14 protein-coding genes are annotated in these 17783 nt (G+C 47.2%); 6 read left to right on the top strand and 8 right to left on the bottom strand.

Annotation, left to right across the window (positions count from 1 at the left end):
- Window positions 1–54: 54 nt before the first annotated feature.
- From UNH61_RS25970 to UNH61_RS25950, 5 genes are all read right to left on the bottom strand, one after another.
- Window positions 55–1689, bottom strand: coding sequence for a T9SS type A sorting domain-containing protein (locus UNH61_RS25970; protein WP_326994931.1), 1635 nt, complete (start codon window positions 1687–1689; stop codon window positions 55–57).
- Window positions 1679–2593, bottom strand: a complete 915-nt coding sequence (locus UNH61_RS25965) for a hypothetical protein (protein ID WP_326994930.1) — start codon at window positions 2591–2593, stop codon at window positions 1679–1681. Before UNH61_RS25965 ends, UNH61_RS25970 begins: the two co-directional genes overlap by 11 nt.
- 33 nt (window positions 2594–2626) lie before the next feature.
- A complete protein-coding gene (locus UNH61_RS25960) occupies window positions 2627–4273 on the bottom strand; it encodes a hypothetical protein (protein WP_326994929.1) in 1647 nt (548 codons plus the stop codon).
- Between the two features lie 213 nt (window positions 4274–4486).
- The gene (locus UNH61_RS25955) at window positions 4487–4933 is read right to left on the bottom strand and encodes a universal stress protein (protein WP_326994928.1); all 447 of its coding nucleotides are present in this window, start codon (window positions 4931–4933) and stop codon (window positions 4487–4489) included.
- Window positions 4934–4969: 36 nt separating this feature from the next.
- Window positions 4970–5542, bottom strand: a complete 573-nt coding sequence (locus tag UNH61_RS25950) for a TetR/AcrR family transcriptional regulator (protein WP_326994927.1) — start codon at window positions 5540–5542, stop codon at window positions 4970–4972.
- Between the two features lie 728 nt (window positions 5543–6270).
- On the opposite strand from UNH61_RS25950, the gene UNH61_RS25945 reads away from it, so the two are divergent.
- The 4 genes from UNH61_RS25945 to UNH61_RS25930 all read left to right on the top strand — a co-directional run bounded on the left by UNH61_RS25945 (window position 6271) and on the right by UNH61_RS25930 (window position 12918).
- Window positions 6271–8070, top strand: a complete 1800-nt coding sequence (locus UNH61_RS25945; protein ID WP_326994926.1) for an alpha-L-fucosidase — start codon at window positions 6271–6273, stop codon at window positions 8068–8070.
- A gap of 22 nt (window positions 8071–8092) precedes the next feature.
- Complete coding sequence (locus UNH61_RS25940; protein ID WP_326994925.1) at window positions 8093–10252, top strand: alpha-galactosidase; 2160 nt, start codon at window positions 8093–8095, stop codon at window positions 10250–10252.
- Window positions 10253–10292: 40 nt separating this feature from the next.
- Window positions 10293–11636 (top strand): alpha-L-fucosidase, encoded by a 1344-nt coding sequence (locus UNH61_RS25935; RefSeq protein WP_326994924.1) that lies wholly within the window; start codon window positions 10293–10295, stop codon window positions 11634–11636.
- An 808-nt stretch (window positions 11637–12444) separates the two neighbouring features.
- On the top strand, window positions 12445–12918 hold the full coding sequence (locus UNH61_RS25930) for a response regulator transcription factor (protein WP_326994923.1): 474 nt from the start codon (window positions 12445–12447) through the stop codon (window positions 12916–12918).
- Between the two features lie 11 nt (window positions 12919–12929).
- Here UNH61_RS25930 and UNH61_RS25925 read toward each other — a convergent pair whose 3' ends face one another.
- Window positions 12930–13595 (bottom strand): hypothetical protein, encoded by a 666-nt coding sequence (locus tag UNH61_RS25925; RefSeq protein ID WP_326994922.1) that lies wholly within the window; start codon window positions 13593–13595, stop codon window positions 12930–12932.
- Between the two features lie 112 nt (window positions 13596–13707).
- Window positions 13708–14586, bottom strand: a complete 879-nt coding sequence (locus UNH61_RS25920) for a helix-turn-helix transcriptional regulator (RefSeq protein WP_326994921.1) — start codon at window positions 14584–14586, stop codon at window positions 13708–13710.
- 261 nt (window positions 14587–14847) lie between these two features.
- On the opposite strand from UNH61_RS25920, the gene UNH61_RS25915 reads away from it, so the two are divergent.
- Window positions 14848–16005, top strand: a complete 1158-nt coding sequence (locus UNH61_RS25915) for an alginate lyase family protein (protein ID WP_326994920.1) — start codon at window positions 14848–14850, stop codon at window positions 16003–16005.
- Window positions 16006–16108: 103 nt separating this feature from the next.
- Window positions 16109–16345, top strand: coding sequence for a hypothetical protein (locus UNH61_RS25910; protein ID WP_326994919.1), 237 nt, complete (start codon window positions 16109–16111; stop codon window positions 16343–16345).
- Here the strand turns inward: UNH61_RS25910 and UNH61_RS25905 are convergent, their stop codons facing one another.
- Window positions 16346–17641: a hypothetical protein gene (locus UNH61_RS25905; protein ID WP_326994918.1), complete on the bottom strand. Its 1296-nt coding sequence runs from the start codon at window positions 17639–17641 to the stop codon at window positions 16346–16348.
- Between the last annotated feature and the right edge of the window lie 142 nt (window positions 17642–17783).

The following is a 17783-nucleotide window of genomic DNA, read 5'->3' as shown; positions in this document are numbered from 1 at the left end:
AAGTTATGTTAACTTTTAGACTGAAACTGACCACTGGTGTAGTTTAAGGCTTTTTTAATCCGATGTGATCACTACTTTCTCCGTATGGAGCAGGCTGTCATCCTCTCCGATAAACTGTAGGAAATAAGTTCCTTTAGCTATCCCTGAAGGTATATTCAGTTCGTAGTAATTCCGCTGCTGCAAGGGTTGCTGGAATTTCTGATAAATGAGCCGGTGGCCGGGAACATCAATCAGTGAAATAGCCTTTACATGCAGCGCGCCATTGTAATAGATATGTACTGAGCTACCACGTACCGGATTGGGCCATACTACTATATCGCCCCTTGTATTTTTGGCACGTACTACCCGCACCGGTCCGTAAAAGAAGGTGCCATCAGTCATGATAACTTTCAGCCGGTAAAAAATGAACCCATCATTAAGAGGGAGGTCTGCGCTACTGTATCCCACCGGAAAGAAACTGATGCCTCCCGGCGAATTACTGGCTACAAATCTGATGGAATCAAATTGCTGCCGGACAGCGAATCGCCTTTCTATAACAAACCCCCTGCAGAAATACTCGCGTCCGGTGATCCATTGTAATAATACACTGTCTTCATTGGTATTGCTACGGGCAACAGAAAAGAAATCCAGTACTGTTTTCTCAGGGCTGTTTACTGTTTCCGCAACCAGGCTGGTGAAGTAATTTGTGCCACCCAGGTGTTGGAAGTTGCGGGATACCGCTACTTTGCTGTTATCCGTTGGACCGGTTGTATAATTACTCAAACCGGGCGCCTGCCGTATACTTGCAGTGTCCCATGCCGAACCGGCAAACTGCGCCAGGTAAGCCGTGTTGCGATTGGCCTCATAAACAGGCCCTTCGTCTGTTTTATCAAATGCCAGATGCAGGTTAAGTGGTGCATCAGCCACGGAACTGCTCACCTCCCAGGTTTTATTTACGCTGGTCAGCAACAGGTTATCGCCAGCAGTAAGTTGCTGTCGTACACTATCGGAAACGCCTACACGTATGGTAACTACTGTACCCGGACTTTCAACTGCCACTGGCGTGTAACTATCGGGGTGAGTGCCGATGGGAAATACCACCGTTTGATCGGCCGGGGAAATATGATTCCGGTAAACTCCTCCGCTGCCGAAGTTGCTGCCAGTGATGATAAAATGTTGCGGGGAATAATGCTGTATGTCGCCGGGGGTATGCTGCCCCATCACCAGGTTCCAGCCGTTTAGCAACAGATAACCTTTTCTGAGGTCCAGCACATTCACCACTTTCAGATCACTGAGATCATCCAGGAAAAGCCCCGAGGTGTTTTCTATACTAAGGTTGGGAAAGGAGGTGCCTTCTCCGGCAGCTGCATTAAACCCTCCGCTTACATATTGGTATTGGGCTGGTTGTATCTGCATAAAACGGAACAAGCCTCCTCTGGCACTGAAACCATCGCCGCTTTCATCAACGATGGATGCCTGGTGGGTATTACGCCAGCGCGCACCGTAAAAATTTACCACCGATCCGCTGGTAGCTATGATACGGCCTTCGTTTACTATATCTCCAAAAATGGCAATGGTATCAGTGCTGAAGATGCCTATCCTGCTACCGGGGTGCAGCCACGCGGTGGTGGTGATCTGGGCCCGGACAGCAGAACTGAAAAAGACTAATATGAAAAGTAGCTGTCTGATAAAATAAATTTTAATAACCAATTACCGTGACATAAACCTTATGGGTATTGTCGCCATCAACCGCCATCCCGCTCAGAATGGCGATGAGTGCCGAATTTCCTTTGAAAACATTAAAAACGGCGCTTGTCAGCGTGTAGCTGGATAATACTGGTATGGGCGAATCGCCTGGCCCCGTACCACCTTTACCTACTGCGGTGATGCTGAGTATTTTGGTGAACCCGGCAGAGGTCAGGTTGGCGGTAGCCACACCGCTGCTGGTGTTTGAAACCGAATCGGCCCAGATCTTTATATTCTGCGATACGATCCCGGCGGTATTATAAACGGCGGCTGGTGTGGCTGCCCTTACTACATTGCCGTTTGCGTCCACTCCCAGTCCTCCGGCACCCGATGTTACCGTGGAACTGCTGTTCAGATTTTCCAGCCGGAGTCCGGAAGTATTTGCCACACCGGTTTTGAGATGCAACAGCGTGGATGGGGAAGTGGTACCTATGCCAACATTCCCGCCGGAAGAAACAATCATCCGGTTGGTATTATTGGTAATGATGTTCAGTGGTTGTGCAGTAGTAGAGCCCAGTACTTTTGAGGTACTATCAGGTAGCGGGTTCCCCGACAGTAACCACTGGTTGTTGCTTACAGCGGTACTGTCGGCCAGCTTCGACCAGGAGCCATTCCGCCGCACCAGTAAACTACTGGCCGGTTTATAGTATATGATCATACCATCAGGCGAAACATTCAGGGGAGAAACAGTGGTATCAGTTACCCTGGGGAGTAACAGCCCCTGATTGGTGGTATTCAGTTCCAGCAGTGCAGCTTTGATCGGCGAGGAGGTTGGATCACCTAACTTCAGCTGTTGTGCGTATAGCAGACTACACCAGCTCATGAAGGCAAATAAAGCAATGCAGTGCTTAATTCCAGCTTGTGGCATGAATAACAATTTACAGTAACAATAAAATGGGTTTTATTTTCTGATTACATACCAGTTCGAACCATCTGTTTGTATTGTTACATAAGTGTAATTGTTATAGATGATATAGCTGCTGGCGCCCTCGATTTGTGCTGCTCCCTGAGGTTGCAGTGTAACCGCGTTATCAATGGTGCCGCCTATTTTTTTAACGGTGTATATGCGGCCCGCAATGCTGCCGGCAGCCGGCAAATTAATCGTAATACTGCCGGAAGATGCATTCACCAGCAGGGTATTGTCCGTTGCAGACAGTGCGTCGTTTCCTGTGGCTGTCCGGATGTTCAGCGACATGGAGCCGCTTACCTGCAGTGTCGAGTTTGGCTGAGTGCTGGCGCCAACAATGGCATTCTGACCTACAGCCAATGTATCCCGGATGGTTTTGAAACCTGCAAAGATCTGCGTGGAATCATTAACTACGCCTCTGGCAGTTGTGCTGGCATCCGGAATATTCAGCGTAAGTACATTGGCAGTGCTGGTACTGTCGATACCTATATCGGTACCGGTTTTTCCGGTTTTTATGTAGATATAAGGGCCGGTTTGGCTGTTGATGCGCTTAATACCAGTGGAGAAAACGGCTGAATCCACATCTCTTCTTTCAATAGCCCCCGTATTCGGGTTACGGAATAATACGGTAGTTACCGGTGTGCTGACTCCCGGCGGCAGCGTGTTCAATACAACACTGCCGGTGACATTGAGTCCATTGCCAACAGAGGCGGATCCCGTTACGCCCAGGTTGTTGGCCAGGCTAACACTATCGTGGAATGTTTTCACCCCGGCAAAGGTTTGAGCCCCGATGGACACACCGCCGGGATTGGTGGCATTGGCGGCTACCAGCTGCAGCGTACCGGTAGTGTTGTTTAATATAAGGCCATTGGGGCTACCAGGTGTAAGCACAAACGCACCAATGGTGATCGCTTGTTGCTTGGCACTGAAATTCAGCCAGTCGTTGTAGGTCAGCAACCCTGTTCGCTGACTGGCACTGCCCGTAATAGGTATGTTCATCGTAATGCTACTGTCGGTAGCATTAGCGGTAACGCCATAATTCGCGGCAAGCGTATCGGCGCGGATCGTAAAGCCTTGTTTGGCGACGCCGTTTAATGTCCGTATTGCATCTGTAAATGCGGCAGCAGAAAGATTCCGCTGGTTAATAGTACCAGTAGCCGGATCAATCAACAATGCGCTGATAAGGCTCGCAGAAGTGGGCACTTGTTTCAAGGCAACTGTCTGGCTGTTGCTGATATTGATGGCTTCTGTACCATTGGTACGGACAGACAGTGCCTGATTGTCGGACGTTCCGATGTAATTGGCTGTAGTAGTACCGGAATTGCCTTTCAGCTGCCAGCTCCCGGCAGCCACATTAAGGCTGTCGACCAGTTTCGACCAGTAGCCGCCTCGTCTTACCAGCAGGCTTTTAGAGAGGGTGTGATAAATAATCATACCATCCGGCGCGGTACTCAGTGGCGCCAGTGTGGTATCCACAATCCGGGGCAGCAACAGGCCCTGCCTGAGACTTTCCAGTTCCAGCACGGAGGCCTTGTTGATAGTGGCGGGATTGTCGCCGATTTTCAGCTGAGCAAAAGTTGCTCTTGTTGTCAGCATAAGTAGCAATACCGATAAGCTGCGCAGTAGGTAGTTTTTTTTCATAGTGGATGTTTGTATGAGGATTTTTCAGTGCACATAGAAGGTCTGCGACCGGAGGCAAGTCGGAAGGATGGGCTTATACCGTAGTGTACTCACCTTGTATAACCCATCAGATTATATGAATGTTCGGAGAGATCATAAAAAAAGTCCCGGTAATTATACCGGGACTTATACAGGGATACCTGCTAATGTTGAGAGTCGTTGAGTGTTAAGCTTTTAGTGCTCGCTTTTATTATATGGAACTACTAGTACGGGTATACGGGAATGCCGTATAATATATTCGGCGGTACTGCCCAACAGCATATGATCCAGCCCGGTGCGCCCGTGTGTACCCACCACCAGTACCGTCGCATTGTTCTGATGCGCCACTGCCAGTGTTTCATTTTTTGGATTCCCGGCAGCCACCAATATATTGATGTTGAGATGCTGCTTGTCCGGGAATAGTTGTTTGTAAGCTTCCAGTCGTTCTTCCACCTCCTTTATACGCGAAGGAATATCATCAGTAAAAACAGGTCCGCCTTCAGGCAGCCCGATACCAATGCCCAGTTCCACTACGGAAAAAAGGGTGACAGAAGCGTTCATCTTATCGGCTAGTTCCAGCCCTGTCCTGATCACCGTTTCAGCGAAACTGCTCAGGTCTGTTGCAATCATTACGTCTGACATATACAGGGTATTTTATTGTGAATATTTATTCATTTTTTATGCCTTCAGCGCATCCCAGCAAAGCTCAAAAGCGGTGTTAATCCGACGTTTGTTCAATGGTACTGCACTGTAATGCGTTTGTTTTACCAGTTCATTCATTGCTCCGATGATGAGCGTCAGGATCAGGTCCATATCCACCTCTTTTATCAGCTGCTCTTTTTTGCCCCGTTCTATCAGGGCATAGAAAGGAGCAGATGATAACTGCGCTTTTTCACGCGTATCTGCAGTAATAAAGGGGGAGTGGTAGCATTGTTCCATGAAGATCACTTCCTCGAAATGCTGCAGCTTATAGCGGAGGATATTCATCCATATGCTCCGGAATCCGGGCTTGTATGGGAGTTGAGGATCGTAGCCTTTAAAGGATGCCTGTACGGAGTTTTCCCTGCAGGTAGCGAAAAGTGCATTGATCAACTCATCCTTCCCCTTGAAGTATACATATAAAGTTCCGGTGGCAATACCAGCTTCTTTTGAAAGGTCGCCCATAGTAATCCCCGATAAGCCATTCCTGGCCACCAGCTTGAGCGCCGCCTGGAATATCTGGTCTACTTTCTTGTCATCTTTCAGTTTCACTACACAAATATAAGTGAATAAATATTCATTAAAAACTAAAAAAAATACCCCCACAGTAGAAACTATAGAGGCTTTATAGCTAGATGATGATTAAATTAAAACCTATTAAACAGATAGCAGCACAATGGGTTTTAATGGATGTTTTATGCCTGAAACACCTGAAAAATTTTTAGTAACCGAAAATTTAAACCCCGTCGATCCCGAAAATCAACAGGTTTCCCTCGAGATATTTGTTAGTTGTATGCATTTTCATGTTGTTGGGAAGCACAGGTACAAATGAGTGCGACAAGACAATATTAAAAGGAACTTACTCCGGGGATGTTAATCAGATCTTAATAGAAGGTATAATAACGGAAGATGGCCATAAAAAAGAAGCCTCCGCTGAGAATATACAGCAGAGGCTCTCTAAAACATTCACATGGCGTCTGCGTCATTGCGTCAAACGCTCATAACACATTATAGCCTGTTAATAAACTAATTAGGTTGATACTCGCGGGAAACTACGGATCTCTGTAATTTCTGTAACTAAATTAATTAATCCCTGTGGGAATATTCGTTAAGCATTGGTTAACGAGAGGCGGTATTCTCTTTTGATCCTTAATTTTTCATTTCAGCTGCTGGATGCTTGTCATAGCATTTTCCCTTTCCCTGATACCATTTTCCACCAGCTTGTTTATCAGCGCGGATATGTATATTTTTTCTGAATCGTTACTGACAAATTTAGCTATATGTTCCGCAAAATTCCATGTTTTTCAATGCTATTGCTATGCCTGTGCATGCGTTTTGGCGCCGTAGCACAAGACATGCCCGATATGTGGAACAAAGCTGCTTCCGGCACTACTACTCATCCCGGATTGAAATGGTTTCAGGACGCTAAATTCGGACTGTTTATTCACTGGGGCCTCTATTCCAGGCTGGCCGGGCGCTGGAACGACAGCAGCTACTATGGCAGCGGGGAATGGATCATGAACCGGGCGAAAGCCCCGGCTGCGGCATATGCTAAAGTAGCGGCCTCTTTTAACCCCATTGGCTTCAATGCGGAGGAATGGGCTGAAACTGCTAAAGAAGCGGGCATTCGCTACCTCGTCATCACTGCCAAACACCATGAAGGGTTCAGCATGTTCGACTCCAAAGTCACTGATTTCGATATTGTGGATGCCACTCCATATAAAAAAGATCCCATGAAAGCCCTCTATGCCGCCTGTAGTAAACGGGGCATCCGGTTTGGGTTCTATTATTCCCAGTTCCTCGACTGGCATGAACCGAATGGGGGCGGAAATAGCTGGGACTTCAGGGAAAAAGAAAAGGATTATCAGCAATACTACCGCACTAAATCCATTCCGCAACTGAAAGAACTGCTTACCAACTACGGGCCACTCGGATTGGTATGGTTCGATATGCCAGGCGGACTCACCGTGGAGCAGACCCGGAGCATGATCGATTCTCTCAGGGCACTGCAGCCTGGTTGTCTTTTTAGCAGCCGCATAGGACACGACCTGGGCGATTACAGGGATTTTGGCGATTCAGAAGTACCACCGGTTCCGATTGCAGGAGCCTGGGAATCTATCTATACCCATAACGACTCCTGGGGATATATCCAACATGATCTCAACTTTAAATCACCCACCGAAATCATCCGTCTGCTGGGCAATGTAGCCTCCAAAGGCGGAAACCTGATGCTGAATGTGGGGCCGGATGGAGAAGGAAAATGGCCTGTTTACTCCATCGAATACCTGAAAGCTACCGGGAAATGGTTACACATTTATGGAGAAAGTATCTATGGAACCACCTGGGGGCTCATCCCCGCCCAGCCCTGGGGAGTAACTACTTCCAGGCCAGGCAGGTTATACCTGCATGTATGGCAGGTGCCGGCGAACAGGGAACTGCGTGTGCCCGGGCTGACCGCATCCGTTAAATCCGTTAGCATATTAGGCGCCGGCACTGCCCTTAAATGGAAACAATTACCGGAAGAAACCGTTATCCATCTTCCTGTAACGTTACCGGATACACGTAGTACAGTGTTGTTGGTAGAGTACAACGGCAGGCAGGCCGATCTGTCGCAGTTGCGTACCCAAACAGTGAGCAGCGAATATCCGCAGATCGATATACCCGCTGTCTGGGCCATATTTAACGGTACTGCAAAAAGTAAACTGTTTACGTATTCCCATTATTTCGGCGATTGGAAACATGATAACTGCATTACTGGTATGAATACACCGGACGACGTAGTGGTTTTTCCACTGGATGTACAGGATGCCGGCGACTATAAAGTAATACTCGATTATGCCTGTGAGCCGGGAAATGCTGGTCAGCAGGGACTTGTAACACTCAGTGGTCAGCAGCTGCCTTTTCTCACATTGCAAACCGGTACCTACAGCAGTCATACACCCATGCAATTCATACAACATGCAGTAGGAATCATTCATATCGATAAGGCCGGTAAATACAACCTGGCTGTAAAGCCTGCTGCAGGCAATAAGAAAGAATTATGCTGGTTGCGGAAAGTAATACTGCAACCTGTGAAATAAATATTGACGGAAGAACAAGAACATGAAAAAACTAACAATGTCGGCAGTACTGATGCTCAGTCTGCATAGCGCTGTCACACAGGCGCAGGTAAAAGAGCCGGCCAGAGACTGGTTGATCGATAACCGGCCGTACACCGCTCATATTACCTCAAAAGCCAACGAGATTACCCTCAGCAATAACCTGCTGAGCCGTAGTTTTCGTATAACCCCTAACGTTATCTGTACTGATTTCCGCAATCTCGTCAGCGGAGAGCAGCTGTTACGTGCGGTGAAACCAGAGGCCAGGATCAGGGTTAACGGGCACGATTATATGATCGGAGGCGCACAGGGGCAGCGGCAACAGGCTTATTTGCTGCCGTCGTGGCTGGAGCAGCTGCAGGCGGGCGCTGCGGATTTTATATATACTGGCCATGAAATGGCGGCCGTGCAACCTTATCTTCATTGGAAATCAAAGAGCTGGAACTATAATTCCAAACAGCCCTCCGGAAAAGCGGTCATTTTTTCTTACAAAGCACAGGCGCCGGAGTTGAAGGGCATTACCGTGAAGGTGCATTATGAAGTTTATGACGGAATACCGCTGATATCCAAATGGCTGGAGCTCTTTAATCAGAGCGGGCAGCCGCTGAAACTACAACAGGTGGCAAATGAGATCCTGGCAACGCCGGAGGAAGAATCCGCAGTGGTGGGCAGTGTGACGAAAATGCAGGTGCCACATGGCATCTATATAGAAAGCAATTATGCTTTCAACAACTCCATGAAAGCCAGTTTAAGTGATCAGACCACTCATTGGAAGACCGACAGTACTTATACCTCGCAGGTAAATTATGATCTGCAAACACCCTGCGTGCTGGAGGTGTATCCTACAGTACCCGTGGGGATTATCATGGCAGATGGAGAACGCTTTGAGTCTGTTCGTACATACGAATTGCTACTCGACGGATACGACCGCGAACGCAATGGCATTGCCCGGCGCAGGTTCTATCGTACCATTGCCCCCTGGACAACAGAGAATCCCATCTTTATGCACCTGGTGAGCACAGATCCTGTAAAAGTGAAAGCAATCATTGATCAGTGCGCTGCTACGGGTTATGAAGGGGTTATTCTCAGCTTCGGCAGCGGGTTGAATATGGAAGATACCAGCGCCGCCAATATCGCAAAGTTCAGGGCCCTGGCAGATTACGCCCATAGCCGGCAGGTAATGCTGGGTGGTTATTCCCTGTTCTCAAGCAGGCGTATCAGCGATGAGGATGATGTCATCAACCCGGCTACAGGCAAGCCTGGTGGCGCATTCTTCGGCAATGCTCCCTGCCTGGGCAGCAAATGGGGACTTGGTTATCTCGCTAAAATAAAACACTTCATCAGTGCTGCCGGCTTCGATATTTTCGAAAATGACGGCCCTTATCCGGGAGATGTATGCGCCTCCACGAATCACCCTGGCCATACCAGTCTCGACGACTCACAGTGGAAACAGATGCAGTTGCAGAAAGGCCTGTATCACTGGCTGAACGAAAGAGGCGTATACGTGAATGCACCTGACTGGTATTTCCTGGATGGTACCAATAAGATCGCTCTGGGCTATAGAGAAGTGAATTTCTCGTTGCCACGGGCAGAGCAGCTGATCCTGAACCGGCAGAATATTTTTGACGGAACCTGGGAAAAAACGCCCTCCATGAGCTGGGGTTTTGTACCGCTGAGCGAGTACCAGGGAGGAGGCGCCGCAGCCACCCTGGAGCCTTTGAATGATCACCTGGATGCATATGAACAGCTGATGGCGCAATACTATGGAGCAGGTGTACAGGCTTGTTACCGCGGACCACGTTTGTATGATACTGATGCCACCAAAACGGTCGTGAAAAATATGATCAGCTGGTACAGGAAGTACCGCGATATTCTGAATGCTGATGTTATTCATCTGCGCAGGGCTGATGGCCGCGACTGGGATGGCATTATGCATGTGAGTGCTGCACTTCCACAGAAAGCGCTGGTGATGCTTTACAACCCGACAAACAAACCCATCACCCGGGAAGTAGCACTGCCACTGTATTATACAGGACTCACCAAACAGGTAAGCATCCGGGAAAAAGAAGGCGCTAAAAAAACGTATATGCTTGACCGTAATTACAATGCACATGTAAAAGTAGATATACCCGCAGCCGGGTATACCTGGCTGATAGCAGAATAATCATGAGATATCAAACCAAAATTCTATCAATATTTCCTTTATGAAGAAACTATCATTGTATGCGATTGCTTTTCTGCTTTTTCTGTCGCAGGTAAATGCACAGGAAAAAAAGATTTTCAATGAAACAGATGCACAGAAAGAGCAGCGTCTGGCCTGGTGGGTAAACGACCGCTTCGGGATGTTCATCCACTGGGGATTATATGCCCTTCCTGCCCGTCATGAATGGGTAAAGAGTAACGAGCGGATCACCGACAGTGCTTACCAGAAATACTTTGACCTGTTTAATCCTGACCTCTACAATCCCAGGGAATGGGCCCGTCAGGCGAAAGCTGCTGGTATGAAGTATGCGGTGATCACTACCAAGCATCATGAAGGCTTCTGTTTGTTTGATTCGAAGTATACGGATTACAAGGCCACTAAAACGCAGGCCGGGAAAGACCTGATCAAAGAATGGGTCGAGGCTTTCCGGGCCGAAGGATTAAAAGTGGGTTTCTACTATTCATTGATCGACTGGCATCATCCTGATTATACAATAGACCGGGTACATCCGCAGCGTCCCAATGATTCCAAAGATTATGACCGGTTGAATAAGGGCAGGGATATGGCAAAATACCGTACTTACCTGAAGAATCAGCTGGAAGAACTGATGACTAAGTATGGAAAGATAGATATCCTGTGGACTGATTTTTCGTTCCCGGGTGAGCACGGAAAGGATCATAACGACTGGAACTCCCTGGAGTTGATCAAAATGATCCGCAGGCTTCAGCCTGGTATTATCATCAACAACCGCATGGATCTTGAAGAATATGAAGATGGGGGAGATTTTACTACACCGGAGCAGTATAAGGTGGCAGAATGGCCAACGCTTCACGGCAAACGGATCCCCTGGGAAACCTGTCAGACTTTCTCCGGCTCGTGGGGGTACTATCGTGATGAAACATCGTGGAAAGACAATAAGCAATTGTTAGTACTGCTAATCGAAACTGTGAGTAAGGGTGGTAATCTTTTGCTGAATGTAGGCCCTACTTCCCGGGGCATTTTCGATTCCCGCGCCCAGGACCGGCTTAAAGGAATGGGAGAGTGGATGCGGCTGAATGGAAGGGCTATTTACGGTTGTACGGAAGCGCCTGCGGAATTTAAGCGTCCGGATAACAGCCTGCTTACCTATAATCCAACCACTAAGCGTTTGTATGTGCATCTGCTCGATTATCCGCTGCAGCGCTTTGAGCTGCCTGGTATGAAAGGAAAGGTGAAGTATGCACAGTTGCTGAACGACGGGTCTGAAGTAAAAATGCATGATAACGATAAGGGAGATATCGCACTCGACCTGCCGGTTCGCAAGCCGGATGTAGAAATTCCGGTAGTAGAGCTGATACTGCAGTAGCGCAGTTGGCCGTTGACCGTTAGCTTGGGAATACAAGGCGTTCTCTGCCCTGGGCCGAAGCTAACGGTTATTTTTTTTATAAAAATTTCCGGAAGATGCCTATTTTTATACTAACCATTTTCTTATTGAATTAACAATTAAAAATCAGGAATTAAGGGGTTCCTGTCAGCACTAATTGCCAGCTTTTCTTTTACAGCAAGTGTAAAGAAGTATTTATATGATTTAGCTTAGGAATTTGAGGAATTAATGCTATCTTAACTCTGGATAGCATAAAAGTACCAATTGTTGCACTGGATAAAATGATCAGGGCAGATTACAGGCGAGCGGAAAAAATGTTGATATGTATTTAAATATAATTTGTTTTTTTGAATGACTTAAACGCCAACTTTAAATGGTTGATAAATAGAGCATTGTATTCCCGTTAATCCATTAAAAGACTGCATTTTACCACGTTATATTTATTCCAATTAACTAATATAAAACAAATTGTATATTAATATTTGTTGAAAAACCATATACGTATCCGATTGACTGCTGCATGTATTTGTTTCAAATTTGTTTCGGGTATGGAGACCGTGTAATCTTTCCATTTTTAATTTATCAACCATACCAGCTTCCGGGAACTTACAGTTATCAATGGAAGATTTCATTTGAATACACATGACCCAAAAGGAAAATTATGAAAAAAGTGCGGCCTATAAGTCCTGGTAACTTGGGAGACACGCGTGTTCTGGACGTCTCGGGATTGCGCAGCGAATCATCAGAAGTGTTACAACAATTAGCAAAAGATATCTGCAATCTGGTTTTTATGGATATAGAGATACCTGGAATGACTGCGATAGAAGCCGCCAGTATTGTAAAAGCAGCTTATCCTGATATAAATGTGCTATTACTGACCCTGAATGAGAAGGAACAGGGTATAACGCAGGTGCCGGCAGCAAAGAGTGAATATGATCTGGATCATATTCCACCGGTTACTTTGTCTGAATTTATTGCACAGGTATATGAAACTGCATTACAGTCTAATCTGGTGGCGGTAAACAAAGTCCTGGCCTTTTTCCGGAAGGAGAAACAAGCTCCGGAGGATCCGTACGGATTATCGCCCCGCGAACGGGAAATTTTGCGTTGCCTGGTGAATGGCGACACGTATAAACAAGTAGCTGACGGATGTCATATAAGTGTGGGAACAGTTCGTTCCCACATCATGAATATCTACCGTAAGCTTGATGTGAACTCCCGTTCGAATGCCATTGTAAAGGCCATGAAAGAACAGCTGGTCTGACGCTCTTTGCATTAGCCCCAGAAGCCCTGCGCTTTTACCAGTCCGCCTTGCTGCCGTAGCGATTTACGTACCTGTACTACCATCCGATGATTCCCTGCCACATAAAATGTTGTATCTGCAACGGGGAAATCGTAATGATATAGCCATTCATGCAGATCGGTAAAATAATGCCCGTTATTGGAGAGGGCCTGTACCGGCATTTCCAGTAGTTGCCGGGTGGTGGGATCCTCCAGCTGAAGGAAGCAATGAAACTGTTGAGCGGGGGCTTTATATTGATAGAGGGAATAAAAGTGCCCGGTTGCGGAGGCATCGCCGATGCACACAAGGCAGCTTGCATTGCCCGGCTGGTGCATACCTCCGCCAGGGCCGGCGTACACAACGCTGCTGCCTGGTGCGAGGGTCAACGCCCAGAAACTACCTGTGCCTTCATGGGCACAGTCGATAAGCAGGGTGGCTGTTCCTGTAGCAGGTTCCCAGTGGGCTACGGTATAATCGCGGTAAGTATAAGGGGCTACTTCTATTTTCAGGTGTTGCGTGCTGCGGGCCGGCAATGCCTGTGGCAGCTGGAGCTCTACCTGCAGGAGGAAATTACCGATACGGGTTACATTAAGTACAGACGCAGTTTTCCCTATGCGCGACATCAGCAGACTGGTCGCCCTTTCTTTAAGTGTAGGCATGAATAATGATTTTATAAATGCAGGTCAGTGCTGTATGTTCAGCTGAGATGCGGTGTAATTGTATATTCTGATCTGTGCAAAACTACCGGGCTTAACACTGTGAATTATTATACTATTCCGGGTTATAGTTATACTTTTCCCGGCTGCCGATCCGGAAAGCCAGCGGCGTTTGTCCGGTATGTTGTTTGAAGAAGCGGTTAAAGTAGGTTACTTCGTTGAATTGCAGACACCAGGCAATTTCCTTGATGCTGTGAGTGGAATGGAGTAACATCCGCCTGGCTTCCAGTATGCGCCGCGCGGCCAGTAAGGCGGAAGCTGTTTGTCCGGTTGCCTGTTTCACCACATCATTCAGATGATTAGCGGTTACATGCAATGCCCTCGCATAATCCCCCACACTGTTCCAGCACATGAAATGCTGCTCCAGTAACTGCTGGTAACGCATCAGCAGCTCCGGCTGTAATTGACTATTGTCCTGTTCCGGCAGATAATGCATGAACATGGTTAGTAGTACTGCCAGGTAATGTTGTAACACCTGTTGCTGTAAAGCTCTGCGGTTTCTGAACTCGTGCAACAATTGCGCACAGATATGCCAGATCTCCCGGAATTCATCTGCTGAGGGCGTAATCGCAGCTTCCATGCAAACCGGCAGTTTGGAAAAGCCGGGAGGCAGGAAATCAGCTGTGAATGAAATAAAATATATATCGGTCAGATGATCAGTATCTGACGCCAGATGTATTTGCCATGGAGCCAGCAGGAACAGGCTTTTAGGGGGAAGATCCACGAAGCGGAAATCTATCATTTGCATGCTGCTTCCGCTACCTGAAACAGCCAGTGAATAAAATTCATGGCGGTGCGCTTCGGTAAGATGAGCATGCCTTTCATGTACTATCTCTCCGGCCTGTCTGTAATGGACATTTATCCTCAACCCCGGTACTTCCATCAGGTGTTCCAGCTTATAGGAGGCAATATCTGTTTGCTTGTCTTTTTTCATAGTAACAGTACAATGTGTCATCCTTCTATGGTAACCTAAATATCAGACGAACCAGCAAAACAATTATTGTATCAGCCATTTTTTTCCGTTTTTTTAAAAGATACCTGGAATCGCTAAAATTTTATTAACAAATATGCAACCGATTGCATATTTTAGTTTGTATTCATAATTCGTGATAAAATAGTTGTTATTAGTATAACCGTTTACGTTATAGGAAGACATCGATGAAGTTATTTGAATGAACACCGCAATCTGTTTAACATGCGCATCTTTTATTTAATGTTGTTGTTGGTTTGTACAGTAAAAGCAAATGCACAACGGGCGTTTACCACGCAGCTCATTAAAGATACCCGGGCAGTAATACTTGCAAGGGCAAAATGGGCCATGCAGCAGGCGCCGCAAACGATCACCGCATTCCGTTGTGAGCGCAGCGCCGGTGGCCTGCACGACTTTTATTCTGAAGGCGATTATTGGTGGCCCAATCCGGTGAGCGCCGACAGTCCTTATATACAGCGCGACGGGCAGTCGAATCCGGATAATTTTACCGCACACCGGGAAGTGATGATTCGTTTCAGCCGCGTAATGGGCGCGCTGGCGGCGGCATATGTGGCCACTAAGGATAATACCTATTTACAGCATGCCCTGCAGCACGCGCGGGCCTGGTTTGAGGATCCTGCCACGAGGATGAATCCGTCGCTGCTTTATGCACAGGCTATAAAAGGGAGGGCTACCGGAAGGGGGATAGGGATCATAGACACGATCCACCTGATGGAAGTGGTGCAGGCATTGCGTATGATGGAAAAAGCAGGGGCCGTTCCGGCAAAAGATCTGAAGGCATTCAAGGCCTGGTTCAGTGCATACCTGGATTGGCTGACAACACATCCGTATGGCCGGGATGAAATGAATGCGGCCAACAACCACGGCACCTGCTGGGTGATGCAGGTGGCGGTATTTGCCCGCTTCACCGGCAACGCAAAACTGACGGCATTTTGCATCGATCGTTATAAAACAGTATTACTGCCATCGCAGATGGCGGTCGACGGAAGTTTCCCGAGGGAACTTAAGCGCACTAAACCTTACGGCTACTCGTTGTTTAACCTGGATGCCATGAGTACGGTATGCCAGGTTTTGAGCACTCCCGGCAACAACCTGTGGCAGTTTAGCACAGATAGCAGCAGGAATATAGGCAACGGCATGGATTTTCTTTATCCCTACGTGAAGAACAAACAAAGCTGGCCTTACGCAAAAGATGTGATGTACTGGGATAACTGGCCGGTGGCACAGCCTTTCCTGGTTTTTGGTGCGGCAGCATATCAGCGCCCGGAATATTATCAGCTGTGGCTCGCACTTAACCAGGATCCGGAAGTGGAAGAAGTGCTCCGCAACCTCCCGGTACGGAACCCTGTTATTTGGTTCTGAATAGGATAGAATTTACAATTTTTTAAGATTCAGATAGTTTATTTTCTTAATATAAATAGTTAACTTTAGCATACTATACACTATGTTTTAAACTTTAGAGGTTATGAGTTGGATGGATGATCTGTATGTGATCTATCAGAAATTAGATGCAACCGGCTGTGAAGACGTAAAGCACAGCATTCTTAAAGCCCAGATTGATGGTTGTAACCGTGGAGAAATTTATTTTCTTGTGTTACAGCAGCTGGTGCGGATCAAAGCAGGTAAGACACCTGTTTATGAGTTGATCAAGGGGGAAGTAGAAAATATTATCCACTACAGTAAAGGACAATACCTGAATTAATTATTTTAATTCTTCTATCAGTTTCTGCGCTTTGCGGTAATTAGCTGCTTCGGAAGGGATCTTTAACAACCATTCCAGGCATTGCTGCTTACGTCCTTCTTTCAGGTAACTCAGTGCAATATAAAATGCCGCATCATAGCGGATATCGCTGCTACTGTTAAATACAGCGAGGAGGTCTTCTCTTGCTCTCGGGGGCTGGTCACGGTCGATCAACGCCACGCCTCTGTAATAACGCGCATAGGCATTACCCGGATTATCATTCAGTACTTTATTGAGGATGCCGATGGCTTCGCTGAAGTGGCCGCGGTTAAACTGCTCGATGGCCTGCTCCGGCAACCGGAGACTGTCGATGTCCGGTATTTGCATTTCGGTATCGGCAAACTGCCGGTAAATATTTTTGCGCCATGGGCTGATATATAGCAAGATGGCCATGCCGGCAGCTATCAATGCTGTGAGGATTACATAGTTCCTGATCGGAATGATGGAAGTGTCTTTGAGTGTGTACCATGCATTACGGTGGCCGAACAGCAAATGTTGGAGTTCATCTCTTTGAGGATCGCCACATATTCTCTGGGCAAGCAGCTGGCGAACGGTATCAAAGCGTTTTACCTGTTGGGCCAGCAGCGGATCCGTTTGGAGGCGTGTAGAAAAGACTTTCCGGTCGTTTTCATTCATTTGCCCGTTGAGAAAGCGATCCGCTTCCATCAGGTCTTTTTCTGACAGTCCGCCTGCTTTCAGTTTACTGTCTATATCCCTGAACAGGCTGCGATAGCAGGCGGTTCTTTTCTCCGGGAGCTCCGCAACCGGTATATGCGTTTCGGCGGCTATGTCTTCCTGTAAACAACCATTGGTAAGCGACCAGCGGAGTATTTCCCTGCATTCGTCCGACAGTGCGAGGTAATAGTGATAAGCCATCCGTCTTTTCTCTCCCTCTTTCAATACATCTTCCACATCCTGGATATCGTCTCTGCTCATAGTAGAGAGCTCCTCGGCTTCCAGGCCGGGAATCCGCTGTCCACGCCTTTCCAGTTCCTGTTCCCAGATCCGTTTGCACAGCACCTGGAGGAAGGGCTCAAATTCAGTTACTTTCAGCGGATGATGGCGGGAGAAATAATAGATATCCATCAGGGCTTCTTCAAAAACGTGGGCGGCATCTTTTACAGTGCCGCTTTTTTGCAGGATAAACCGTCTTTCTTTTGTGGCAAACCGCTGGTAGATAACCTCTATTACAGCTGGTTTCTGATGAAGCAATCCCTCAATATATTCCTGGTCGTTGGTAGATGGTTCAGGTGACATACATATCGTTTTGCTTGTTCGTCGCTATTAAAAATATTAAACCTGGCCGAAGTGACCTAATTAATATTTATGTTGTTCAATACAAATGGGATGCCTGTTACATTAAACTTGTACAGAAGTTGAGTATCTTGCATTTATACAG

This window comes from Chitinophaga sp. 180180018-3 (assembly GCF_037893185.1).
In the GTDB taxonomy this organism is placed as follows: domain Bacteria; phylum Bacteroidota; class Bacteroidia; order Chitinophagales; family Chitinophagaceae; genus Chitinophaga.
Note: the sequence above shows the minus strand (reverse complement) of the source record. Positions and strands in the feature narration are given on the sequence as shown.